General features: G+C 69.7%; 18 protein-coding genes. 5 read left to right on the top strand and 13 right to left on the bottom strand.

What is annotated here, in order from left to right:
- Positions 1-1,519 precede the first annotated feature (1,519 nt).
- The 10 genes from GWK25_RS07240 to urtA form a co-directional block, all read right to left on the bottom strand.
- Positions 1,520-2,998, bottom strand: coding sequence for a tyrosine-type recombinase/integrase (locus tag GWK25_RS07240; RefSeq protein WP_374200596.1), 1,479 nt, complete (start codon positions 2,996-2,998; stop codon positions 1,520-1,522).
- Positions 2,995-3,186: an AlpA family transcriptional regulator gene (locus tag GWK25_RS07235; protein ID WP_215449012.1), complete on the bottom strand. Its 192-nt coding sequence runs from the start codon at positions 3,184-3,186 to the stop codon at positions 2,995-2,997. Before GWK25_RS07235 ends, GWK25_RS07240 begins: the two co-directional genes overlap by 4 nt.
- 315 nt (positions 3,187-3,501) lie before the next feature.
- The gene (locus tag GWK25_RS07230) at positions 3,502-5,052 is read right to left on the bottom strand and encodes a YfjI family protein (protein ID WP_215449011.1); all 1,551 of its coding nucleotides are present in this window, start codon (positions 5,050-5,052) and stop codon (positions 3,502-3,504) included.
- Positions 5,049-5,891: a bifunctional DNA primase/polymerase gene (locus tag GWK25_RS07225; protein ID WP_215449010.1), complete on the bottom strand. Its 843-nt coding sequence runs from the start codon at positions 5,889-5,891 to the stop codon at positions 5,049-5,051. The genes GWK25_RS07230 and GWK25_RS07225 overlap by 4 nt, the downstream gene beginning before the upstream one ends.
- A 366-nt stretch (positions 5,892-6,257) precedes the next feature.
- On the bottom strand, positions 6,258-7,937 hold the full coding sequence (locus GWK25_RS07220; protein ID WP_215449009.1) for an SWIM zinc finger domain-containing protein: 1,680 nt from the start codon (positions 7,935-7,937) through the stop codon (positions 6,258-6,260).
- Between the two features lie 426 nt (positions 7,938-8,363).
- The gene (gene urtE, locus GWK25_RS07215) at positions 8,364-9,056 is read right to left on the bottom strand and encodes an urea ABC transporter ATP-binding subunit UrtE (protein ID WP_215449008.1); all 693 of its coding nucleotides are present in this window, start codon (positions 9,054-9,056) and stop codon (positions 8,364-8,366) included.
- A 5-nt stretch (positions 9,057-9,061) separates the two neighbouring features.
- Positions 9,062-9,841 carry an urea ABC transporter ATP-binding protein UrtD gene (urtD, locus tag GWK25_RS07210; RefSeq protein ID WP_215449007.1) on the bottom strand — a complete coding sequence of 260 codons (780 nt, stop codon included), beginning with the start codon at positions 9,839-9,841 and terminating at the stop codon, positions 9,062-9,064.
- Positions 9,838-10,962, bottom strand: coding sequence for an urea ABC transporter permease subunit UrtC (gene urtC, locus GWK25_RS07205; RefSeq protein WP_215449006.1), 1,125 nt, complete (start codon positions 10,960-10,962; stop codon positions 9,838-9,840). Before urtC ends, urtD begins: the two co-directional genes overlap by 4 nt.
- Positions 10,959-11,843 carry an urea ABC transporter permease subunit UrtB gene (urtB, locus tag GWK25_RS07200; RefSeq protein ID WP_215449005.1) on the bottom strand — a complete coding sequence of 295 codons (885 nt, stop codon included), beginning with the start codon at positions 11,841-11,843 and terminating at the stop codon, positions 10,959-10,961. The genes urtC and urtB overlap by 4 nt, the downstream gene beginning before the upstream one ends.
- A gap of 99 nt (positions 11,844-11,942) precedes the next feature.
- Positions 11,943-13,196 (bottom strand): urea ABC transporter substrate-binding protein, encoded by a 1,254-nt coding sequence (gene urtA / locus GWK25_RS07195; protein WP_215449004.1) that lies wholly within the window; start codon positions 13,194-13,196, stop codon positions 11,943-11,945.
- Between the two features lie 425 nt (positions 13,197-13,621).
- Between urtA and GWK25_RS07190 the strand changes: the two genes are divergently transcribed.
- Complete coding sequence (locus GWK25_RS07190; RefSeq protein WP_215449003.1) at positions 13,622-14,098, top strand: MarR family winged helix-turn-helix transcriptional regulator; 477 nt, start codon at positions 13,622-13,624, stop codon at positions 14,096-14,098.
- Here GWK25_RS07190 and GWK25_RS07185 read toward each other — a convergent pair.
- The gene (locus GWK25_RS07185) at positions 14,055-15,173 is read right to left on the bottom strand and encodes a substrate-binding domain-containing protein (protein ID WP_215449002.1); all 1,119 of its coding nucleotides are present in this window, start codon (positions 15,171-15,173) and stop codon (positions 14,055-14,057) included. The two genes, GWK25_RS07190 and GWK25_RS07185, sit on opposite strands and share 44 nt — an antisense overlap.
- Positions 15,174-15,978: 805 nt before the next feature.
- On the opposite strand from GWK25_RS07185, the gene GWK25_RS07180 reads away from it, so the two are divergent.
- The gene (locus GWK25_RS07180; protein ID WP_215457245.1) at positions 15,979-16,959 is read left to right on the top strand and encodes a lysylphosphatidylglycerol synthase transmembrane domain-containing protein; all 981 of its coding nucleotides are present in this window, start codon (positions 15,979-15,981) and stop codon (positions 16,957-16,959) included.
- Between the two features lie 302 nt (positions 16,960-17,261).
- The gene (locus tag GWK25_RS07175; RefSeq protein WP_215449001.1) at positions 17,262-18,530 is read left to right on the top strand and encodes a beta-ketoacyl synthase; all 1,269 of its coding nucleotides are present in this window, start codon (positions 17,262-17,264) and stop codon (positions 18,528-18,530) included.
- 255 nt (positions 18,531-18,785) lie between these two features.
- On the opposite strand, the gene GWK25_RS07170 is transcribed toward GWK25_RS07175, so the two are convergent.
- On the bottom strand, positions 18,786-19,871 hold the full coding sequence (locus GWK25_RS07170; RefSeq protein WP_215449000.1) for a Ku protein: 1,086 nt from the start codon (positions 19,869-19,871) through the stop codon (positions 18,786-18,788).
- 465 nt (positions 19,872-20,336) lie between these two features.
- Between GWK25_RS07170 and GWK25_RS07165 the strand changes: the two genes are divergently transcribed.
- The gene (locus GWK25_RS07165) at positions 20,337-22,739 is read left to right on the top strand and encodes an excinuclease ABC subunit UvrA (RefSeq protein WP_215448999.1); all 2,403 of its coding nucleotides are present in this window, start codon (positions 20,337-20,339) and stop codon (positions 22,737-22,739) included.
- 151 nt (positions 22,740-22,890) lie between these two features.
- On the top strand, positions 22,891-23,772 hold the full coding sequence (gene ligD, locus GWK25_RS07160) for a non-homologous end-joining DNA ligase (RefSeq protein WP_215448998.1): 882 nt from the start codon (positions 22,891-22,893) through the stop codon (positions 23,770-23,772).
- Positions 23,773-23,810: 38 nt separating this feature from the next.
- Here ligD and GWK25_RS07155 read toward each other — a convergent pair whose 3' ends face one another.
- Positions 23,811-24,614 (bottom strand): nuclease-related domain-containing protein, encoded by an 804-nt coding sequence (locus GWK25_RS07155; protein WP_215448997.1) that lies wholly within the window; start codon positions 24,612-24,614, stop codon positions 23,811-23,813.
- Positions 24,615-24,622: the final 8 nt, after the last annotated feature.

Here is a 24,622-nt window from a genome sequence, read left to right as displayed (position 1 = left end):
GCTCCAAGCCAAATCCGCCCGGCCAACCTAGCTCCGAGTTCACCGAGCAACGGCAAACAATTCACTTTCCCTTTCCTGATCCGGTTCCTGATCCGGCAAAGATGCTCCCCACAAGAGCCATGAGTCCAATATAGACAAGCACCACGGCGAAGACAGAGCCTCCGAACACAATGCCGGGGGACGCAGCGACCTTTTGCTCAGGCCACAGCCCGTTCCATATGTGGCCGTTCTTCGTGACGATGATGCTTGTTACGCCGAAAAGCGCACCGAACAAGCCAAATACCGCCAGCCCAGCGCTGCCACCACCCGCGCCGATCACTAGAAGTAGGAGGCCCAAACCTATAGCACTGAACTCGCAGGCCCTGAGCCAACCACTTGGGTTCTCAGGAGGGTAGTCAGGCCTTCCGTCCGGCAGTTGGCCGCGCGGCGTGGTATCGCGACCTCGCCGCCATCCGCATACAGGACACACACCACTTTTACTCATGCTGCCCGCGCAATTCCTTGCTCTGCAATTCGCCTGCACGGATGTCGCAGCCGGACCGCCCGATGAGCTGCCCATCGATCTCGCCTCCTCGAATGGCGCCGCCTCCCACCGGCACGTGAAACTCGAACTGACGCGACCCGTATCACGTGACACTAGGGCTCCACCACGGCTCCAGTGTCGTAATCAGTAATCTCTGTGACACGACAAGAGATAGGGCCGTTGGGAACGCTCTGGGCGCCAGCTGATGGATTATTGTCGATAATTTGATTCTTTCCAGTCTCCAGTGGCTTTACGTAGCTGACATAAACATAGTCAGTCGCGATTCTGTTATCGGAATCTCCGAATGCCACATTCAGCGTGTAGGTGTGTTCATTTAGTGCATCTTTGTTCTTTACATATACCGTAGCAGTCACCTGGGGGTGACCATAATCTCGATTAAGTCGACAATCAGTGACCGTCCATGATGCATGTACGGAAGGAACTGACAGCTCGCTGGTAGGACTGGCAGTGGAGGCACCCGTTGCAGGTTCCCGAGTAGACGACGGAGCCGACGGTGACTCCGAAGTTGGGCTGGGAGGCGAAGTCGTCACACTTGACGTCCCGCCTCCCTCAGGTCCGTTGCCTCCGCCACAAGAGTGCACAGCCCAGCTGATCCCAGCGACAATTGCCGAAAGAAGCAACCCGGCGATTATGCCTTCAAATATGCGCTCGTGACTGACTGTCATGGGGGATCAGCCTCGGTTCGACCTCGCGGTTGATTCGCCCTCGCCCCGGGGTAATTCGTACGCCACAGGTGCAGACATTGCATGCTTGGTAGCGGTTCCGTCTACATCCAGAATGCAACAGGCGAGCGGGGACCGCATCTTGGTCCGCTCTCTGAGTTTCGCCGCCGCCCCCTGGAACGCCCAAATGAGCTGATCGACTGGGCGAAGGTCAAAGGGCGAGGCTCCAGGAAACGACTACCCCATGGGAGAGCGCTTGGTGTCGGCTGACCAATTCCCCTACGGGTACAAGGAAAGTGCGCCTACAAGATGGCTACAGCGGACTCTCTCCAGCCCATCCCATTGCCTTTTCAATCTTCTTGTTGTTCAGCTCCTCGTGGCCGTCGATGCAGCCCTCGTAGCGGCGGTGGATGACCTCCGGGGAGTTGCCCGCACGACGGGCGACCTCGGCCACAGGGACCCCAGCGTTCAGCCAGTTCGTGATGCAGGTGTGCCGAAGGTCGTAGGGCCGGTGCGCGAGCGGGGAATCCGCCTTGTCCGGTGGGAGCGCAATGGGCCTTGCTTCCTGCCACACCCTCCAATAACTAGAGGTCCCGAGCACGCTCCCGCGCTCGTTGGTGAAGAGCCTGCCGTCCTTCGCTGTGCCGAACTCCTTGATGTGCTCCCTGAGCATCGCGACGAGCAGCGGCGGTATGGGCACAGGCCGGTCGGCCTTGACCTCCCGCGACTTGAGCCCTCGCTTGTCGTGGCGCTGCCCCGAATCGGTCCACTTCTTGCCAGATACTGGGCGGGTTTCCCGAAGGGTGAGGGTCCCCCAGCCCGTCTCGGGCAGATAGCAGTCATTCTCTCGCAGCCCGACCGCTTCCGCCGGCCTCATTGCGGCGTAGAGCTGGCAGCCGAAGAACGCGACCAGTCGACGGCCGCGATTGCGGTGCACGGACCCCACGTACGAGACGGCTGTGATGAGGGAAGTCCCCTGAGCCGCATTGACCAGGACCCGTGGATCCACCACGTCACCGCCCGTGGATCCAGTCCGCTTCACGTTGGCGAGCGGATTTTCGTCCAGGTAGCCCGACTCGATCGCGTGCTCCATTGCGGTGTTGAAGCCGCGGCGGCGCCGCTTGTACGTCTCCCCTGCTGCTGGGGTGCCGTCCAACTTGCAGGAGAGCCGGTACTGGACGTCCCGGAGAATCCTCGGGTCCGTCAGCGAGGACAGCGGGAGCGAGCGGTTGGAGAGCCACGTACAGGCGGCCAGCAGGTCGGGCGGGGGCTCTTCGCCCTTGTGAGCCGGTACGACAGCCCAGCGCACGGCCAGCCGAACTTCCTCAGGTGTCGGTGCCTTCACTCCGTCGCCCATCATGGCGAGCGCCACCGTGGCCAGGCTGTCGGCAATGCCCTCACGCGTCTTCGCTGCTGTGGTACGCCACCGTGCCGCCATGTATTCGCGGGAGAAGTCCCACCATGACGGGTCCGGCCTGGTGTTCTCCTTCGCCGCTGCGGCCCGGAGTTCGGACTCTGGCAAGCCTGTGTCCACGTCGAACGCCTCGCCCTTGCGCATGGCTTGCCACAATTCCGAGCGGCGACTTTCAGCGGGCGCGACCGTGGTAAAGCTGGCCGTCTTCACCTTGCCCGCTACCGTCCAACGGAGCTGGTATGGCGCCTTCTTGCTCTTCACCTTGTTGACCTTCCACACCCGTACGTCGGTGGAAAGGGTGGGGGTCAGTGTCTCAGGCCCGGACGGGCGCCCGCTGTTGCGGGCGCCCGGGGCTTCGCTGGCCTTGCGGTGGTTCACGCGGATTCCTCCAAGGTCTCCATCCAGCGGTCCAGTTCGGAGCGACGAATGCGCACCGAGCCGTTCGGGAGCTTGATGGACTTGGGACCCTTCCTGAGCTGACGCCAGCGGTAGAACGTGGAGCGTGGTACGCCGATCTCTTCGATGACTTCGGGGATGGTCAACTTCTCGTCGCGGGGCTTGGCCACGACTCCTCCTTAGGCGAGAGAGCAAGGCATGTGGGGAGCGGAGCATCTGAGGGCCGCCACAGAAACCACGAAATACACAGAAAGCCGGGGCGGGTGCTCTGAGCTGGGAGAACACCGTTCGCGGTGCGGTTGGCCGGGCTGCCACAGAAAGCGCGGGAAGTTCCACAGAAATAAGCGGGCCTCGTTGGGCTCGTATTTGTGTGGTTCTTCTGCGGGTTTCTGTGGCAGCCGCCTCCCTGCGGCCTCTGGCCGCGTTGGCGCAGGTCAGGGGCGGTGCGGGGTTATTTCTGTGATTCTGTGGTTTCTGTGGCGGGGTCAGACGCTGGGTTCGCTGAGCTGCGGGTGGATGAGGTAGCGCGGGGAGGGTGGCCGGCCGCGTCCCCCGGAGCGGTGAACGGGCTGGGCCCGGATGTATCCGTGGTCTTCCAGCAGGTTCAGCGCGGGGTCGAGGTCCGCCACGGTGGGGAACTCCGAGCGGGAGAGCTTCGTCATGACCTCGCGCTTGCTGACCTCGGTCCAGTCGTTGGCGCGCAGCAGCTCGTAGACGATGCGGGCGCGGTTGGCGGTGTGGTCGGCGCCCATGAGGTCGAAGACCGCCAGGGCGTGGCCGGTGAAGTAGTCCGAGAGCGTCACCGCGTCGCGCATGGTGTGGGCGGTGATGGGCTGGGTGTGCCCGTTCTCGGTGTGCGTGGCGAGGTGGAGCAGCCCAGCGAGGCGGCAGGTCGCGCCCCCCAACTTCGCGGCCCAGTTCCCGATGTGCCCGAGGTCCCCGCCCCGCTTGCGCAGTCGCGGTTCCTGCCGCTTCTCGTAGGCGACCAGCACATCGTTCGCCTCGGGTGAGAGCTGAAGGACCGCCGGGTCTGTCCAGTCCGCGAGGGACATGGTCAGCGCGATGACGCGTTCCTCGTAGGTGTCGGCCACCTCGTCGGGGATGGTGTCGGGCAGGATCTTGCGATGCCCCACGAGGGAGGTCGGCAGCGAGTACAGGAACCGTGCCAACAGGCCTCGGTCCCCTGCTCCTTTGATGCGGCCGATGTCTTCCAGGACGGACGGCTGAACCGTTAGGCCCATGGTCAGGGCCGGAGATTCGATGAACTCCTCACGCCCCCGGCGGTCCACGCGCAGCCGGTCACCTGCCTGGCCCCGGAGGAAGACCTCCATGTTGGGGGTGCCGGAATAGCGTCCCGCGATGATGTCGAAGATGCCGCCCTCAGCGCTCATCACGGCCAGCCTGCCGCCCTGTTCGGCCAGCAACGAGGCAATAACCTCCGGCGTCGCATCATCGGCCAGCAGACGGGGCTTGGCGGGCACGGTGAGCGATTCGGCGGTCTGCGCGAGGCTGATGGCCTCCGCCACGAGCTGGTCTCGCTTGTCGGCGTCCGCGCGGGCCGCCTTGGCAGCGGCACTGTCCGCGACCTCCTTGGCGAGCTTCGCCGTGATCTCCGCTTCGATGATGGTGCTGGCCGATGCGGCGGACAGCAGCGCTTCCGACTTGTAGAGCGGGTTGGTCATCAGGGAGAACACGGCCGACTTCCGGTTGCCCGGCGGCAGGGCGACGACCACGAACGCGTTCGTGGGCTCACGCCAACGGCCCCGGACGTGGACCACGGCGCGGCCCCCGGCAGCGGTCGACAGCACCGCGAGCGCGAGGGAGGCGGCCATGTCCACCGGCGTCTGCGTCTCCTCCGCCACCGCCCTCACGAAGTCCCCCAGCCAGGCCGGGAAGACCTCGGTGGGGAAGGCAGGCAGTTCCCGGCGGGCAGTGAGCGGGATCGGCTCATCCCACGGCGCTGCGGCTGCCTGCTGCGCGTCCAGGGCCTCGAATCCGGCCCACAGTTCCGAGCTGTCCACGGGCTGTGTGCTCATGCCGCACTCGCCTCCAATGCGCCGCCACGGACGAGTCCGGAGCGGATCGCGGTGCGGCACTCTCCGGCAGACAGGCCGATGGACTGCCCGGCACTCATGAGTTCGCCGGTGACGGCGGCCTCGGTGAGATCACCGTTGCGGACCATCCGGGCGAGGGCGTAGGCGGCGAAATACACAGCACGATTACGACCGCCCTGACGGGCGGACAGCACCTTTTCCAGCTCCCCGCGCAGTGCTGCGGTGCTGTAGGAGGTGGCGTTGCGCATCCGGGCCGACAGCTCCGCAAGCGGCATCGGGGCCGGTGCGGGCTGCGGGGTGAGCAGGTCACCAAGCCACGCAGGGAGGGGGGCCGGGGGCGCGTCGTGAATGATCTCGTACGGCGCTCCGCCCACGACACTGCCGGCCGCAACCACGTACCCGCCCCAGGCCCGGGTGTCGACCTTCCACCCCAGCACGTCCGCCGTGCTGCGTAGCCGCTTTTCGGCAGGTGCGGTGAAGTACAGGTGCTGTCCGCCCCGGCGGGTGCGCACCGTGTACGACTCGGTCGGAAGCGGCTCGCCAGCGCGCTCACAGAGCGCGGCGAACACGTCCAAGCCATCGGCCAGGCCCGCCCATTCGGGCGGCGCGGTGTCGTTGTCGTCCTTGGGGAGGTCGAGGTCGATGACCACGAGGTTGGCGGGGCCCGTGGCGATGCCGACGTTGTAGGGGGCTTGCTGCCAGCACGCGCGGATGTTCTCAGCGGCGCGGGTGGCGCGCTGCTCGGGGATGCGGTGGCCGTCCGCGCACCGGCCGGTGCGGGGGCAGTTGTGCTCAGGGTGCCCAGCGGGGCCTTCCGCCACGTATTCCGTGGAATCCGCGGAGCTGCTTGGCGAGGTTCTGACCGCGGTCTCGGCTGTTCTGCTGCGCCTCGGCTGTTCTGCTGCGTCTCGGTTGCCCCGGCGTCGCAGAGGAAGCCGTCCGCGCGGCACTGCGCCTGACAAACCCCCGATGCCCCGACGGCTCCTTGAACGACGCCAGCTGGAACGCGGTCGTGGTGCTGGCCAGGTCCCTGCGAGTACGCGGCGCGCGGACCGAGGCCGAACAGAACACGGGTTGCACGAGGATGACTGAGGGAGGGCCTGGGCGAGTAGGACGGCCGGGGCAACTGACAGTTCCCACGGTTGACCATCCCACCAACCGGGTGAGCCTCCGAGGCGCCGTCCGGGTCACAGGCCGTGTTCATCCATCAGGCGCATCAGATTACGCTTGCGCCTCTGAGTGGTGCGCAGATTCGCGAGGTACACCCCGAACTCGTCCTCCGTGCCCAAACTGCGGTGGCAGTCGCGGATGCTCAACAGCAGGCCGACGAGGTGATCGTAGACAGCACTGCCGGTCTGCTTCAGCAATGGTTCGGTCAGGCGCAGGTAGACGCCGAGCGCGTCGGCGGGGCGGTCGGCGCGGGCCTGGGCGGCGAGGGAGAGCCACTGCCGGTCGTCGGCACCAGTATCGGTGGCGGCCTGCCAGGCGGCGGCCCCGTCCTTGTCGTCGAGCAGGACGTCGACCAGGACGGGGCCGCCGTACCAGCCCCCTCGCCGGGGTCCCGCGGCGTCGGCCCGGAGCAGGGCCAGGGCCGCCTGACGTTCGGCCGGCCAGCACTCGGCGGCGCGGGCGGCCGCCCGCAGCTGCTGGTAGGTGAGCAGGGAGAGGCGGGCGCCGAAGTGGTCGCGGCGCAGGGTGACCGCGTCGGCGTGCCGGGCCACCTGCGCGTAGCGCTCGCAGAGGTGGTCGACGAGGGCTGTATCGACGGTGGCGAGGTCCTCGGCCTCTCGGATACCGCGTTCTGCCCAGCTCAGCGCCTCGTCGGGGCGCCCCGCGGTGTCCAGCTCGCGGGCGATGACCAGGTGCGTGTGTCCGTTCGGGGCGAGGTCGGCCGCGTGCACGGCGATCACCGCGTCGACGTCGCCTCCTGCCTTGGCCAGACGTTCCATCAGGTGCTTTTCGGCCCAGCCGCGGCGATTGGCCCGCCATGCCTCGACCGCCAGCTTTCGCAGAACGCCCATTCCCTCTTCACCGAGGACGTCTTGGTAGTCGAGTGGATCGATGTCGGTGAGCCCGTCGTCCATGTCTTCGAGGGCGTGGCCGACCAGCCAGCGCGCGAGCTCCTCGGGGTCGGGGCGGGCCGCACGGCAGGCGTCGAGGTGGGCGCCGGCAAGGTCGGCACCGATCTGTCCGAGCCAGCCGTCGGAGTCGTCGACGCTCTCCACAGCCTCGGCCAGCAGCCGCATCGTCTCCCGCGCCAGGGTGATCGCGTCGGCGGCCCGGCCCGAGCCGGTGAGCGCGCCGATCGCGGACACGGCCTGCCCGGCCTGATCGGCGTAGGCGCGGGCATCGGCGTACTCGACGTGTCCGTACTGCGCGAAGGGACCGATGTCGAGCAGGTCGCGGATATGGGCCCGGACCGCGGCGAGGTCTCCGCGGGTGCTCGCGGCTCGCAGTTCCAGACGGCGGCGCAGCTGCCTGTTCTCGTCGATCTCTTCCCGCAGCAGAGCGAGCAACTCCGACTGGGAGAGAGTGGACAGCCACGCGTCGAGGTGCTGTGCCCGGTCCCGGGCCGCCTTCCGCTGACGCGGCAGGCTCTCCCGCCGGGCGAGGACGGTCAGGCCGAGGGCGACCAGGTGCTTACAGAAGTTGCCCTCCAAGCCGTACGGGCAGTCACACTCGCCGGATAGCCCGCCAGGCCCGTCCAGGGCCAGCTCCACCTCGTACCGTTCCGTGCCGTGGACGCTTGCGGTGACCCAGCCGTCACCCACCTCGACCCCGGACACCGCGTCGAGATAGCCGCGCCCCCGGTCGAAGGAACGGGAGCCGGCCAGCTTCTTGAGGTTCGCCTCGGTGAGGCCGCGCATGATTCTCTTCCGCCCTGCTGTGGCTGTGCACTTGATGCGTCGCCAGCCTAGGGCTGCCAGGGGAGCGGGCCCACGAATTCGGAGGGTTTGACCTCCAACTCGTGAAGTGCCAGAGCTGGTCGGCTGGTCACGGACCACGTCCAGGCGCGTGGTGGGCCCGGCCGGGCTCGGCTGACGAAACAGTGGATGCGGAGTCCCACGGTCGGCACCGGACCGAGCCCCTGCGGTCGAAGCAGCCCACGGCCCAGCGGCGAGTGGCCGGCCCTGGTCGGTGATGGCTCCGGTGACCATGACGGCGTCGAGCGGGCCCGGGAGTTCGTTGCGGTACCTGTACTCCCGGACCCTCGTGGCCCGCTCGACGCCGTCCTCGCTGCGTTCGATGTGGAGGTCGCTCACCTTCGCGATGAGCAGGGGAGTCCTCCGTCCTCACACACTGAGCGCGGTCCGTACGGTCTGTTCGGCCTCCGCCCCGCCGTCGCCGGAGGACGTCACGCGTCCCGCCTCCAGGACGTAGTAGCGCTGGGCGGCGCGCATGGCGAAGCCGACGTGTTGTTCGACCAGGAGGACGGACAGGCCGCCGCGTCGGGTGAGGGCGAGGATCGTCTCCTCGATCTCGGCGACGACGGAGGGCTGGATGCCCTCGGTCGGCTCGTCGAGGAGGAGGAGCCTGGGGCGCGTGATCAGGGCGCGGGCGATGGCGAGTTGCTGGCGCTGGCCGCCGGAGAGGAGGCCTGCCCGGCGGCCGGACAGTTCGCGCAGGGCCGGGAAGAGGTCCAGGGCCTCGGTGATGGCCTCCTTGCCGTCCAGGCGGCCGTCGGCGACGAGTTGGAGGTTCTCGGCGGTGGTCAGGTGGGGGAAGGACTGCTGGCCCTGCGGGACGTACGCCATGCCGCGGGCCACCCGCTGGTGCGGGGCGAGGTGCGTGATGTCCTCGCCGTCCAGCAGAATCGTGCCGCCCGCCGGCTTGATCAGTCCCATGGCCGCACGCAGGAGCGTGCTCTTGCCGGCGCCGTTGTGGCCGAGGACGGCCGCGACGCCGTCCGTCGGGACCGCGACCGTCACTCCGTGCAGCACGGTGGTGCGGTCGTATCCGGCCCGGACGGTGTTGATCTGCAGCATGGGCGTCACGCCTCCTCGGCGACGGGAACGGCGGCGGGTTCGGGCTCGGGTTCGGAGGCGCGGCCGAGGTAGACCTCCTGGACCTTGGCGTCGGCCTGGACCTCGGCGACAGAGCCCTCGCTGAGCACCTTGCCCGCGTGCAGGACGGAGACGCTGCGGGCGAAGGAGCGCATGAAGTCCATGTCGTGCTCGATGACGACGACGGTGTGGTCGCCGCTGACCCGTTGGAGCAGTTCGCCGGTGGCCTCGCGTTCGTCGTGGCTCATGCCGGCGACGGGCTCGTCGAGCAGCAGCAGTTTCACGTCCTGGACGAGCAGCATGCCGATCTCCAGCCACTGCTTCTGGCCGTGGGCGAGCACGCCCGCCGGGCGGTCGCGCAGGTCCGTCAGGCCGGTGGTCTCCAGCGCCCTCGTCACCGACTCCGGTACACCCTTGCGGCGGCGCAGCATCGTCCACGGGCCGCGTCCGGCGCCTGCCGCGATGTCGAGGTTCTGCAGGACGGTCAGCTCCTCGAAGACGGTGGCCGTCTGGAAGGTACGGCCGATGCCCATACGGGCGATTCTGTGGACCGGCTTGCCCAGCAGGTCCTGGTCTCCGAAACGGACCGAGCCGGTCGCCTTCACCAGACCCGTGACCGCGTCGACGAGTGTGGTCTTGCCGGCGCCGTTCGGCCCGATGAGGAAGCGCAGGTCGCCGGGACGGATGTCCAGGTCCACTCCGTCCACGGCCCTGAAGCCGTCGAAGGTCACGCGCAGGTCGCGGACGGTCAGTCCCTCGCCGCTCATGCTGTCTCTCCCGTCGGGGTCGCATCGGTACGGCGCCTGCGCAGGACGGTCACCAAGGACGCCAGGCCGCCGGGCAGGAAGCCGACTGCCACGACGAACAGCAGGCCCTGGAGGTACGTCCACGCGGCGGGGTAGGCGTCCGAGAGCGTGCTCTGCGTCCAGGCCACCGCGATCGCGCCCAGCACCGCGCCCACCAGGCTGGCCCGGCCGCCGACCGCCGCGCCGATGACGAAGCCGATGGACGGCACGATCCCGATCAGCGCCGGGGAGATGATCCCGACCGCGGGCACGAAGAGGGCACCGGCCAGGCCCGCCATGCCGGCCGCGACGACGTACGCCACCAGCTTGACGTTGGCCGGGTTGTAGCCGAGGAAGCGCACCCGCTCCTCGGAGTCCCGTACGGCGACGAGGAGTTCGCCGTAGCGGGAGACGAACAGCTGGCGAGCGAGAGCCATCAGCAGCAGAAGCGCGGCGGCGATGATGAAGTACACCGTCCGCTGGTTGAGCGGGTCGTTGAGGTCGTAGCCGAAGAAGCCCTGGATGTCGGTCAGGCCGTTGGTGCCGCCCGTGGTGGCCTGCTGGCCGACCAGCCAGATGGCCAGGGCCGCCGCGAGCGCCTGGCTGAGGATCGCGAAGTACGCGCCCTTGACCCGGCGGCGGAAGACGAAGAAGCCGAGCAGCGCGGCGACCGCCATGGGCAGCAGTACGGTCATGGCGAGCGCGAAGGCCGGGTCGGCGAACGGCTTCCACCACCAGGGCAGCGCGTCACCGGTGCCGTACAGCTGCATGAAGTCGGGCAGGGTCTGGCCGGTGGCGGCGGCGTCGGCGAGCTTGAGGTGCATGGCCATGGCGTAGCCGCCGAGGCCGAAGAAGACGCCCTGGCCGAGGACCATCAGTCCGCCGCGGCCCCAGGCGAGGCTCACGCCGACGGCCACGATCGCGTAGCACAGGTACTTGGCCAGGAGGTTGAGCCGGAAGTCGGACAGGGCGAGCGGGGCGATGCCGAGAAGCAGGACGGCGGCGAGGAGAAACCCGCCGGGCACGCGGAAGCGTTCCAGGAGGGGCGCCGACGGCCGCACCACGGACGTCGTCTTGGTCGGGGAGGTGGTTGTTGTCGTCATGCCAGGCTCCGGGTGCGCAGTGCGTACAGGCCCTGGGGTCGCCACTGCAGGAAGGCGACGATCGCCACGAGCACGACGACCTTCGCCACGCTCACGGTCGTCGAGTACTCCAGCACCGACTGCAGCACGCCGAGCGCGAAGGCCGTGATGACACTGCCCTTGAGCTGGGCGATGCCACCGACGACCACGACCAGGAAGGCGTCGACGATGTAGTTGGTGCCCATGGTCGGGCCGATCGGGCCGACCAGGGTGAGCGCGACGCCCGCCACACCCGCCAGGCCCGAACCGATGAAGAACGTCGTGCGGTCCACCCGCTCGGTGGCGATGCCGGACACCTCGGCGAGGGCCCGGTTCTGTACGACGGCCCGGATACGGCGCCCGAGCGGGGTGAGCCGCAGGATCAGGGTGAGGCCGAGGACGCACAGCAGCGCGAGGCCGAGGATGAACAGCCGGTTGTTGGCGAGGGTGATGCCCGCGACCGAGATGTTGCCGGTCAGCAGGTCCGGGGCGGCGGTCTGCACGTTGGGCGCGCCGAAGATGTCCCGGGCGAGCTGCTGAAGCATCAGGGACACGCCCCAGGTGACCAGCAGGGTGTCCAGCGGCCGGGTGTACAGGCGGCGGATGAGCAGCCACTCCAGGAGCGCTCCCATGGCGCCGGCGACCAGGAAGGCCAGGGGCAGGGCGACGAGCAGGGAGACGCCCGCGCCGCTGATGGACTTCTGCAGCACGTACGTGGTGTAGGCGCCGGCCATGATGAACTCGCCGTGCGCCATGTTGATCACGCCCATCTGACCGAAGGTCAGGGTCAGGCCGAGCGCGATGAGCAGCAGGACGGCACCGATACTGATGCCGGTGAAGGACTGGTTGAGGATGACCGTCATGAAGCGGCTCCGGGTCGGGGACGAAAGGTGCGGGCTTTCCATGGGCGTGACCCGGCCGCACGAGGAGGCCGGGTCCCACCGCGAGGGGCCGAGCGGGGCTCAGGAGAGGCCGGAGGCCCAGGAGTAGCCCTTCAGGTAGGGGTCCGGCTCGATCGGCTTGCCCGAGTTCCAGACCTCCTCGATGAGGCCGTCCGCGCCGACCTTGCCGATCCGGGCCGTCTTGTAGACGTGCTGGGTGGCGCCGTCGACGGTGACCTTGCCCTCCGGGGCGTCGAAGGTGATGCCGTCGGAGGCGGCCTTCACCTTCGCCACGTCGAAGGAACCGGCCTTCTCGACCATCTCCTTCCACAGGTAAACCGAGATGTAGGCGGCCTCCATCGGGTCGGACGTCGGCTTGTCCTTGCCGTAGGCGGCCTGATACGCCTTCACGAACTTCTCGTTCGCCGCGCCCGGAGTGGTCTGGTAGTAGTTCCAGGCCGTCAGCTGGCCCTCCAGGTACTGGGTGCCGATGCTCTTGACCTCTTCCTCGGCGATGGACACCGACAGCACCGGCAGGCTCTTCGCGGTCAGGCCCGCGGACTTGTACTCCTTGAAGAAGGCCACGTTGCTGTCGCCGTTGAGGGTGTTGAACACGGCGTCCGCGCCGGCGTCCTTGACCTTGTTGACGATGGTGCTGAACTCGGTCGATCCCAGCGGCGCGTAGTCCTCGCCGACCACCTCCATGCCGTTGGCCTTCGCGTACGCCCTGATCTCCTTGTTGGCGGTGCGCGGGAAGACGTAGTCGCTGCCGACGAGGTAGAGCTTGGTCAGGCCCTGCTTCTTGAGGTAGTCCAGCGCGGGCACGATCTGCTGGTTGGTGGTCGCACCGATGTAGAAGATGTACGGGGACTGCTCCAGGCCCTCGTACTGCACGGGGTAGAACAGCAGCGACTTGTTCCGCTCGAAGACCGGCTTGACGGCCTTGCGGCTGGCCGAGGTCCAGCAGCCGAAGGTGGCGACGACCTTGTCGTCCGTGATCAGGGTCTGCGCCTTCTCGGCGAAGGTGGGCCAGTCGGAGGCGCCGTCCTGGCTGATCGGCTTGAGCTTCTTGCCGAGGACGCCGCCGGCGGCGTTGATCTCCTTGACCGCGAGCAGCAGGGCGTTGTGTACGGTCACCTCGCTGATGGCCATGGTGCCCGAGAGCGAGTTCAGCAGACCGACCTTGACGGTGTCACCCGAGGTGTCCGCCTTGGCGCCGGAGCCTGACGACGTGTCACTGCCGGTCTTGGCGCCGCATGCGCTGAGGGCGGCCGATGCGCCGAGGGCGGATACGCCTGCCAGGAGACCGCGCCTGCTGATGTGGAGCCCGGACATTCAATACCTCCTTGCCCCGAAGGGCGGTGCGAAGCGAGCGGAAGGCTCTGGGAAGGAGCGGAAGACTCTGGGGAAGGAATGGATCGGACGCGCTTCAGTGGCGGCGGCGTGGCGCGCGAGGTCCCCAGCCGTTCCGGGGTGACCTCCGGGCTGGTCGCTGAAGTGCGTCCACAGCCTGGGGTGAAACTGTTTCAACGGCGTTTCGGCGCAATTGAAGAACAGTTTCCATCGGAAGTATCGATGCAGGTCGATAAAGAGGAAAGCCGCCACCGGTACGCACGATTGACGGCGTCTCAGTGGCGGCATTTATTGCTTCCGCTGGAAAGGATCTTATTCTGGGAATGCTCTGTCAAGGGTGTGGTGATCGACGGTAGGCTCACGGCATCCCCGCCGCGGGGTCGTGCGCATGCGAGCTGAGGAGTGCGATGGCGAGGCAGCCCCAGGAACTGCTCCACCTGCTGACACGGGCCGAGCGCCTCTCGGTGCGCCGAGTCCAGTCCGTGCTCGAGGAGTTCGACTGCTCCATCGAGGCGTGGCGGGTGCTCGACCTGCTCTCCGACGGCGAGGGGCACAACATGACGGCCCTCGCCGACCGTGCCTTCCTGCCGGCGCCGACCCTGACGAAGCTGATCGATCAACTCGTCGACCAGAACCTGGTCTTCCGCCGCGTCGACCCTGTCGACCGGCGCCGTGTCCTTGCCCAGCTCACGCCACGGGGAGTGCAGCGCCGGCAGCAGCTGTCCCGCGCGGTCCGGGCCGACTGGGGTGCGTTGGAACCCCTGCTCGGGCAGGACGAGGAGAAGCAGTTGCAGACGCTGCTCGATCAGCTGGCCGGGGCGCTGGAAGGCGGCGGGAGCGTCACGACAGCTGGTGCGGAGCGCGCAGTTGGGCGAGCACATTGAAGTCGAGCCCGTCCGCCTGCGCCAGGTAGATGCGCTGGCGCACATGCCGTCCGTCCAGGCTCAGCAGACCGCGCGGACCTTCGTACGCGACGTTCTCGGCGGCCGCTCCGATGGCGGACACGTCCAGGGTGCGGGCCCGTTCGATCAGCGCCGCGAGCAGCAGCACACCCTCGTAGCAGGACTCGCCGAGACTGCCCGGAACCGGTGCGTCCACCCCGAAGCGGCCCGCATACCGGCCGTGGAAGTCCATCGTGTTCTGGTCGGCCAGTGAGGCGAAGAACCCGGCCGTGCTGTAGAGGTCGGTCGTCGCCTCGGCGCCGCTCGCCAGCAGCATGCTCTCGTCCATGAGCGTGCTCAGCCGCACGCAGCGCTGGTCGAGTCCGGCGGCGGCGAAGGCCCGGTTGAAGCGGACGGCGTCGCTGCCCACCATGAGCATGAGCACGCCGTCGGCGTCCGCCCGCTCGATGCGCCGCAGGACGTCGGTGAAGTCGTCGGTGCCCAGCGGCAGGTACGCCTCGCCGCAGACCCGGCCCCGGCCTTCGCGCGCGTAGCGGCGCGCGGCCTGGGCGGTGCGCCGGGGCCAGATGTAGTTGTTGCCGACGACGAACCAGCGGCGCACGCCCCGCGCCTCGGCGAGCAGCCGCATCGCCGGCAGCAGCTGCCAGGCAGGCGTCTCGCTGGTCATGTAGACGCCCTCGGTGCGCTCGCCGCCCTCGTACAGGGCCGTGTAGACGTACGGCACCCGGTGCGCGATCCGTGGCGCCACCGCCTGCCGCACCGAGGAGATGTGCCAGCCGGTGACGCCCTGCACCGCACCCGCCGCCACCAGGGCCTCGACCTCGTCCGCGACCCGCTGGGGATCCATGCCGCCGTCGACCTCCAGCAGCCGCAGCTCCTTGCCGAGCACGCCGCCCGCCTTGTTGATCTCCTCGGCCGCCAGCCGGGCGCACGCCTCGCAGGTGGGACCGAAGATCCCGGCAGGCCCCTGCATCGGGTACACGAACGCCACGTTCAGGGTCGACTCGTCGGCCGTGAACCACTCGGGGGCGTGGAGGCGGAGCGGCGGCCGATGCATGGCCCCATGATTGCCGCACCGCCCTCAGCGCCCAAGCGGTGGCCCGGATCGAGACCGTTTCGTAGAAATGCGGCACGACGAATCGCGGCACGGCTCGCTGAAGGATCGCGCGGTCTGACGACCGCCCTCAGGGGGCGCACCTGGACACGCAGAACACGGGAGCCGACGCCCCTTGCGTCGGGGGGCTCGGGAGTGACTTGTGTCTCATGTGGGGTCGTGGGGTTCGGGTGGGTGTCGGGCGCGGAGCCGCTGTTCGGGCGCGGTGTCGTCGTTCTGGCGGTGGCAGGAGTTCGGGCGGTGCATACCGGGGAGTCATTTGGGGTGGGAACGGTCGTGGGGTTCCCTTCGTTCTTGACTTGCCCTGCCTCCGTCGACGCGGTCCCCCGCCGCACCGACGCGACGCGGAAGGACGACGTGCCCTTTGTTCCCGCTCCCGCTCGACGCGCCGCCCCCCTCGCGGCCCACCCCGTCCCCGGTCCCCGATCCCCTCACCCTGATACCCAGCCCGGCCCGTCCCGTGGACCTCACCCGGGCCCCACGTCACGCCGCACCCACGGCTGCCGTGCCCAAGGCTGCCGGGCTCACGGATTCTGAGCCCTTGGCTGCCGAGCTGACGGGCTGCGCGCCCGCGGATGGTGAGCCCGCGGTGTGCGAGCCCACGGCTCCTGCGGATCCCGCAGCGGCCGACCCCGCGGTTCACACGGTCCCGACTGCCTCTGCGGCTGCCGCGAACCCGGCGGTGGCCCCCGTCTGCGACACCACCGCCGCCCAGCACCCCGTACCCCGCCCGGCCCGGCTCGTCGCGCTGCTGCCCGGCAGGGTTCGGGCGCTGCTCCCCGCCCGGTCGGCCGCCAATGGCCGACGGCTGCGGCTGGCCCTGACGTTGTTGCCGTTGGTGCTGCTCGGTGCCTGGGCGGCGTTCGACTGGCGCACCGTGCACGGCGGGGCGGTGCGGCTGGCCTCGGCCGATCCGCGGTGGCTCCTGGCCGGGGTGTTGTTCACCGGCCTGTGCTCGGTGGCCTCCGCGTTCGTACGGCAGGGGGCGGTGCCGGAACGGCTGCCGCGGGGCCAGTTGCTGGCGACGCAGTTCGCGGCAGGGGCGGCGGGGCACGCACTGCCGGGCAACATCGGCGCCCACGCCGTCGTCCTGCGGTTCCTGCGGCGCCAGGGCATCCCCCTCGCCCGGGCCACGTCGTCGCTCGCCCTGTACTCGGCGGTCAAACCCGTGGCCAAGACCCTGGTGATCGTCGCTTTCGTCGTCGCCTTCCCCGGCACCCTGCGCCTGACCGAACTCCTTCCGAAGGGCGAGACGCTCGCCCTGGTCGGCGCGATCACCGGCGTCAGCCTCGCCGCCGTGGTCACCCTGATCACGACCGTACAGCCGTTGCGGCGGCCGTTGATCGGAGGGCTGCGTTCCGCCCTCACCGACACCCGGATCGTGCACAGCCGCCCCGGCCGGGCGCTGGCCCTGTGGGGCGGGGCCGCCGCCTTCCCCCTGTGCCAGGGGGCCGTGGTCGCCTCGGTCGGCTCCTCGCTCGGGCTGCCCGTGTCCTGGCCGCAGATGCTCTTCGCCTATCTCGTCGCGAGTACGGCGGCCGGTGCGGTGCCCGCGCCGGGCGGCCTCGGCCCCATGGACGCGGCGCTCGTCTTCACCCTCGTCGCCTTCGGCGCGCCGGCGGCCCTCGCCACCACCACGGTCATCGGCTACCGCGTCCTCACCGTCTGGCTCCCCCTCCTGCCGGGCACGCTCGTCCTCTCGGCGCTGGTGCGGGCGAAGGTGCTCTGACGGGCGGCGGCCTTCGGGCCGCGCCCCGGTAAGCGGCCGACGGTCCGGTAAGCCGCCGTACACCGCCGTGGGCGAGACGTCAGCGGCCCACGGCGCCTGGCGTGGTCGCCGTCGGCCCTCCGCCTCGACCTCGGCCTGGGCCTGGGCCTCGCGGGAAGGGTTCGCGGACGCCTTCGCGCTGCGCCCCCGTGCGAGTGCCCTCGTCGGTCATGGGTGCGGCGGTGGGTGCAGCAAGCAGTTGAAGCGGGAACCATCTCGGGAACTGGAGGATCGGGCGAGTCCGGGCAGTTCGGGGAGGGCGTATGTCGTTTTCGGTGGGGCGCCGCGTGGTGGTCACGGGGCTGGGGGCCGTCACTCCGCTCGGGGTGGGCGTGGGTGAGCTGTGGCAGGGGCTGCTGGAAGGGCGTTGCGGGATACGGGAGTTGGACGGGGAGGAGTTCGCGGAGTTACCGGTGCGGGTCGCGGGGACGGTGCCGGTGGATCCCGCCGAGCTGCTCCCCCGGCCCCGGGCCCGGCGTATGAACCGGGCCGCCCGGTTCGCCGTACTCGCGGCGCGGGAGGCGTGGCGGGACGGGGGCTTCGAGCCCGGTGGTGCGGCGGAGAGCGGGCTCGACGCGGAGCGGGTCGGGGTGTCCGCCGGGGCGATCCTCGGTGACGCGTCGGTGCTGGTGGCCGGCGACCGGCAGTTACGGGACCGGGGGCCGCGCGGTGTCTCGCCGCTCACGACCCCGATGTGTGTGCCCTCGCAGGCGGCGTCGCAGGTCTCGCTGGACCTCGGGATCACCGGGGAGGCGCGCACGGTCACCAGTGCGTGCGCCTCCGGGACCGAGGCGATCGGGCAGGCGGTCGACCGGATCCGGTACGGGCGGGTGGACGTGGCACTCGCGGGTGGGGCCGAGGCCGTGGTGACCCCGGCGATCATGGCGTCCTTCGCGGCGATGCGGGCGCTGTCGCGGCACGGGCTGGACGAGGGCGAGGAGAGTCCGTCCCGCCCGTTCGCGCAGGACCGGGACGGGTTCGTGAACGGCGAGGGGGCGGGATTTCTGCTGCTGGAGGCGGAGGACCATGCCCGGGCCCGTGGGGCGCGGGTCTACTGCGAGGCCGCGGGGTGGGGGCTGTCCGCCGACGCGCACCACATGGCGGCGCCCGATCCGTCGGGCTCGGGGGTGGCGCTCGCGCTGCGGCGGGCGATGGAGGACGCGGCGGCGGGGCCCTCGGACGTGGTCCACGTCAACGCGCACGCCACCGCCACGGTCGACGGGGACCTCGCGGAGGCCAACGCGCTGACGGCGGTGCTGGCGGGGCGCCGGGTGCCGGTGACGGCGCTCAAGGGGCACCTCGGGCACCTGCAGGGGGCGGCCGGGGCCGTGGAGGCCCTCGCCACCGCGCTCACGCTCCACCACGGGCTCATCCCCCCGACCATCGGCTGCGCCGACCAGGACCGGGCCATCACCCTCGACGTCGTCACCGCCGCGCCACGCCCGCTCCCCAGCGACGGCGACCTCGCCCTGACGAACTCCTTCGGCTTCGGTGGTCACAACGCGGTCCTGGCTCTGCGCCGTACCAGGTAGCCCCCGGGGCGTCCGTAGATCGCAACAGCCCCCGCTCCGGTGCGTCCGGGCGCCGCCAAACCGACCGCGACGGTCGTGGCTGAGTGGCGCGGGGGTGGGCAGAGTCGGCGGGAGGGCCGCCGGAGAGCTGCAAGAGATCGCTGACGGTGAAGAGGGCACCGGTTGCAAGCAAGCCGCGGCCGGCCAGGAAAGAGCTTGGTCAGACCACGGAAGGAGCCCTCGGCGAGGGGGCGTACCGAGTCGAGTCGTCCCCCCTCAGGCCGAGCGTTTGCGTGCTGTGGTTTTCTTCGCCGGGGTTTTCTTCGCGGGTGTTTTCGCCGTCGCGGTCTTTTTCGCCGCCGTGGATTTCGTGGTCGTCGACTTCGCCGTCGTCGTCTTTCTGGGTGTCTGCTGCTTCGTGGCCGTCTTCTTCGCCGGCTGTGTCGTCTTCGCGGTCGATTTCTTGGGGGAAGCGGCCGTTTTCCTGGTCGACGCCGTGGACTTCTTGCCCGAGGACTGCTTGGGGGTGGGCCGGGACGCGAGGTGGGTCACGTCAGCCTCGGCCTCGACGCTCTCGCCCCGGGACTCCTTCGCGTCACGCACACTCTTCTCCAGCGCGGCCATGAGATCGAGGACCTTGCCCTCCGCCGCCGGCATCGGAGCGCTCGGCGGCTCCTCGCCGGACGCCTTCGCCGCGATCAGCTCCTCGACCGCCTCGCGGTAGTCGTCGTGCAGGGATTCCAGGTCGACCTCCCCGAGCGTGTCCATCAGGGCGTCCGCCAGGTCGAGTTCCTTGTCGCGGACGGTGACACCCGCGTCGGGGGCGACGCCCTCGGTCGTACGGATCTCGTCGGGCCAGAGCAGACCGTGCATGGCGAGGACGTCGTCCACCACCCGGAGCATGCCGAGCCGCTCACGCCCCCGCAGCGCGAACTTGCAGATGGCCACCTTGCCGCTGCGCTTGAGCGCCTCGCGGAGGAGGGTGTACGGCTTGGCGGCCGGAACCCCGTTCGCCGCGAGGTAGTACGCCGCGTCCACCTGGAGCGGGTCCACGCTCTCGGCCGGTACGAAGCCCTCGATCTCGATCGTCTTGGCCGTGGGGATGGGCAGCGACGCGAGGTCCTCGTCGGTGATGGGGATCATCGTGCCGTCGGCGTCCTCGTACGCCTTGCCGATCTCCCCCTGCGTCACCTCACGGTCCTCCAGCTCGCAGACCTTGCGGTAACGGATGCGGCCGCCGTCCTCCAGATGGACCTGGCGGAAGGAGACGGAGTGGCTCTCGGTCGCGTTCACCAGCTTGATCGGGATGCTGACCAGGCCGAAGGAGATGGCGCCGTTCCAGATGGATCGCACGGGCAGCACGCACCTTTCGGGTCCCTGCTTCCGGTTTGTCCACACCGTAACGCCGACCCGCCGCCCCTGCCCGTCGACGGCCGACGGGTGCTCCCCCACCGGGCCGGGCCGTGCCCCGCCACCGGCCGGGTCGGTCCTGCCCCGCCACCGGTCAGTTCCGGCCCCGTCACCGCACCGGTCAGGATTCGAGAAGCGCGGGTGGGTGGGACGCGCCTAGCGTGAGAGCCATGGACCTCACCATCGACGCGAGGTCCTCGTCGGTGGCTTCGCCGTTCGTAATCCGGCGGGCAACCTGATCCCCGTCCGCGAGGTCTGAGATCCGGAGGACCGCCGCAGCCGTCGAGAAGAGGGCGTCCGGAAGAGGGCGACGAGAAGAGGGCGTGGAGGGGCCACCGCGGTCGTACGACGATGGGCGGTGGACGGGCGACGCCGGTGGGGACCGTGACGCGGCCCCGCCCGACAGATGGAGGAACGATGACCAAGGCCACGAGCGCGCGGACGCAGGCGCAGGCTCCCGGGCCCCACGCCGCCGACAGCCATGATCTGATCCGTGTGCACGGGGCGCGGGAGAACAATCTCAAGGACGTCAGCATCGAGATCCCGAAGCGCCGGCTGACCGTGTTCACGGGGGTCTCCGGCTCGGGGAAGAGCTCGCTGGTGTTCGACACGATCGCCGCCGAGTCGCAGCGGCTGATCAACGAGACGTACAGCGCCTTCCTCCAGGGCTTCATGCCGAACCTCGCCCGGCCCGAGGTGGACGTGCTCGACGGGCTGACCACCGCGATCACCGTGGACCAGCAGCGGATGGGGTCCGACCCGCGCTCCACCGTCGGCACCGCCACCGACGCCAACGCGATGCTGCGCATCCTCTTCAGCCGGCTCGGCACCCCGCACATCGGTCCGCCCGGCGCGTTCTCCTTCAACGTCGCCTCGGTCTCGGCGAGCGGCGGCCTCACGGTCGACCGGGGCGCGGACAAGACCAAGACGGAGAAGGTGACGTTCAGCCGCACCGGCGGGATGTGCACGCACTGCGAGGGCCGGGGCACGGTCTCCGACATCGACCTCACCCAGCTCTTCGACGACTCCAAGTCGCTCTCCGAGGACCCGTTCACCATCCCCACCTACACGGGGGGCGGGTGGGTCGTGCGGGTCATCGCCGAATCCGGGTTCTTCGACAAGGAGAAGCCGATCCGGGAGTACACCAAGAAGGAGCGGCACGACTTCCTGTACCGCGAGCCGACCAAGGTGAAGATCAACGGTGTCAACCTCACCTACGAGGGCCTGATCCCGAAGATCCAGAAGTCGTTCCTCTCCAAGGACCGGGAGTCGATGCAGCCGCACATCCGGGCCTTCGTGGACCGGGCGGTCACCTTCGCCGTGTGTCCCGACTGCGACGGCACCCGGCTGAGCGAGCTGGCCCGCTCCTCGCGGATCAAGGGGCTCAACATCGCGGAAGCCTGCGCGATGGAGATCCGCGACCTCGCCGCATGGGCGCGCGGCATCGAGGACGCGTCGGTGGCGCCCCTGCTCGCCAAGCTGCACTACACGCTCGACTCGTTCGTGGAGATCGGCCTCGGCTACCTCTCCCTGGACCGGGCCTCCGGCACGCTCTCCGGCGGCGAGGCGCAGCGGACGAAGATGATCCGCCATCTCGGCTCCTCCCTCACCGACGTCACCTACGTGTTCGACGAGCCGACCATCGGGCTGCACCCGCACGACATCGAGCGGATGAACAACCTGCTGCTGCGGCTGCGCGACAAGGGCAACACGGTGCTGGTGGTGGAGCACAAGCCGGAGACGATCGCCATCGCCGACCATGTCGTGGACCTCGGGCCCGGCGCCGGTACGGCGGGCGGCACGGTCTGCTTCGAGGGCAGCCTGGAGGGGCTGCGGGCGAGCGACACCGTCACCGGACGCCACCTCGGCGACCGGGCCGCGCTGAAGGAGACGGTGCGCAAGCCCACGGGCGCGCTGGAGATCCGCGGTGCCTCGGCCAACAACCTCCAGAACGTGGACGTCGACATCCCGCTCGGCGTGCTCACCGTCGTCACCGGGGTCGCCGGTTCCGGCAAGAGCTCGCTGGTGCACGGCTCGATCCCGAGCGAGGAGGGCGTGGTGTCGGTCGACCAGACCCCGATCCGCGGCTCCCGGCGCAGCAACCCGGCGACGTACACCGGGCTGGCCGACCCGATCCGCAAGGCCTTCGCCAAGGCCAACGGCGTCAAGCCGGCGCTGTTCAGCGCCAACTCCGAGGGCGCCTGCCCCACCTGCAACGGCGCCGGTGTCCTCTACACCGACCTGGCGATCATGCAGAGCGTCGCCACGACGTGCGAGGAGTGCGAGGGGAAGCGGTTCGAGGCGTCGGTGCTGGAGTACCGCTTCGGCGGCCGGGACATCAGCGAGGTGCTCGCGATGTCGGTGACCGAGGCCGAGGCGTTCTTCGGCGAGGGCGAGGCGCGCACCCCGGCCGCCCACCGGATCGTCGAGCGGATGGCGGACGTCGGGCTCGGCTACCTCACCCTCGGCCAGCCGCTCACCACGCTCTCCGGCGGCGAGCGGCAGCGGCTGAAGCTGGCCACCCACATGGGTGACAAGGGCGGCATCTACGTCCTCGACGAGCCGACGACGGGTCTCCACCTCGCCGACGTGGAGCAGTTGCTCGGGCTCCTCGACCGCCTGGTCGACGCCGGCAAGTCGGTGATCGTCATCGAGCACCACCAGGCGGTCATGGCGCACGCCGACTGGATCATCGACCTCGGACCCGGCGCCGGCCACGACGGCGGCCGGATCGTCTTCGAGGGCACCCCGACCGACCTGGTCGCGGCCCGCTCCACGCTCACGGGCGAGCACTTGGCCGCGTACGTGGGGACAGCCTGAGCGCGGCCGCAGGGAGCATGAGCACGGCCGAAGGGGCCTGAGCACGAACGGGTGGGGGCCTGAGCACGGCTGCGGGGCATGAACACGGCCGCGGGGGCATGATTGGCCCCCTTCACCCTCTTCGTCACCCAATCATGGGATTCTGGGTCCCATGACACCCATCACCGAGGTGGAGGGCCACAGGGTCGCCCTCTCCAATCTGGAGAAGGTCCTCCACCCGGCGACGGGCTTCACCAAGGGCGAGCTGCTGCACTACTACGCCACGACGGCGGACGCCCTGCTGCCGCATCTGCGCGACCGCCCGGTCTCCTTCCTGCGCTACCCGGACGGGCCGGGCGGCCAGGTCTTCTTCACCAAGAACGTGCCGCCGGGCACGCCGGACTGGGTCACCACCGCCGAGGTACGGCGAATGGAGGGGCCCGCCCGGATGGTGCTGGTCCAGGACCTGGCGAGCCTGATGTGGGCCTCGAACCTGGTCGCCGAGTACCACACGCCGCAGTGGACCGTCCGCACCTCCGACGAGGCCGACCGGCTGGTGTTCGACCTGGACCCGGGGTCGCCCGCGACGGTCGTCGAGTGCTGCGAGGTGGCCTGCTGGCTGCGGGAGCGGCTCGGGGCGGACGGGATCGAGGTGTACGCGAAGACGTCCGGGTCGAAGGGGCTGCATCTGCTGGCGGCGGTGCGCGGGGCGTCGTCGGAGCGGGTCTCGGAGTACGCCAGGGAACTGGCCGTCGAGGCGGAGCGGGCGATGCCCCGCCGGGTCGTCCACCGGATGACCCGCAGTCTGCGCCCGGGCAAGGTGTTCGTCGACTGGAGCCAGAACGCCGCCCGCAAGACCACGGCCGCCCCGTACACCCTGCGGGCCCGCGCCGAGCCGACCGTCTCCGCGCCGGTCACCTGGACCGAGGTCGAGGAGTGCGGCGCCCCCGAGCGGCTGTCGTTCCGCGCCCCGGACATCGGCCCCCGGCTGCAGGACTACGGCGACCTGCTGGCACCGCTCCTGGACCCGCAGGCCGCGCGACCACTGCCGTGACGGCGGTACCGCCGGTGTGGCCCAGGGCCGGTCGGGCCCTACACGCGCGTCCACGTCCGCCGGTCGCGGGCCATCGCGTGCAGGCCCTCCACGTCCGCCGGCTTCAGCACCCCGCCGGCACGGGCGAGTTCCGACAGGTCCGTGTCGCGCAGGACGCGCACCTCTCGCAGGGGTGCGGTGACCGCGACCGAGGAGGGTTCGACGAGGGCGAGGACCGGGCGGACCTCGGCGGTGAGGGCGTAGGACGCGCGGTCGGCGTCGGCCCGCAGCCCGCGCAGCAGCGCCCGGGGTTCGTGCCGGCCCACGGCGACCATGGGGTCGGTGACGACGACGCGCTGTCTGCGGGCGTGGACGGAGCGGACGCAGAACAGGCCCCCGGGGCCGACGACCAGGTGGTGGATGCGGTCGCCGCCGGGCAGTGGCACGGAGTGCAGGGTGTGCCAGCCGGCGCCCGCCAGCCGGTCCAGCGTGTCGCCGACGGCCTGTTCGGCGGCCAGGGCGCGGCGGCGCGGGTCGGGGCGCAGCCGACGGGCCGGGCCGGGAGCGCGGTCGAGGGCGATCAACAGGGCCTCGCCGGGCCGGTTGGGGGCGAGGTCGTCGTCCGGGGGGAGGCTCAGCCGGGCCAGTTCGGCGGGGGTCGGCACGGGCGGCGGTCCCACGGTGACGGGGCCGGTGACGAAGGGGCGGAGGACGGCCAGCACGTCCTCTCTCAGCTCCTCGCTGAGGAGGTTCACCCGGCCCGTCTCACGGTCGTACCAGGCGATGTTCCTCCCGTCGGTCCGGCACACGTACAGGCGTCGCTGTCCATGACGCCAGGTCGGTATGACGCGCAGTCCGCTCATGCACCATC

The sequence above is a fragment of the Streptomyces sp. ATCC 21386 genome, from assembly GCF_018728545.1.
Taxonomy (GTDB): Bacteria; Actinomycetota; Actinomycetes; order Streptomycetales; family Streptomycetaceae; genus Streptomyces.
The sequence above is the reverse complement of the archived record's forward strand: the minus strand, read 5'-3'. Positions and strand labels throughout refer to the sequence as shown.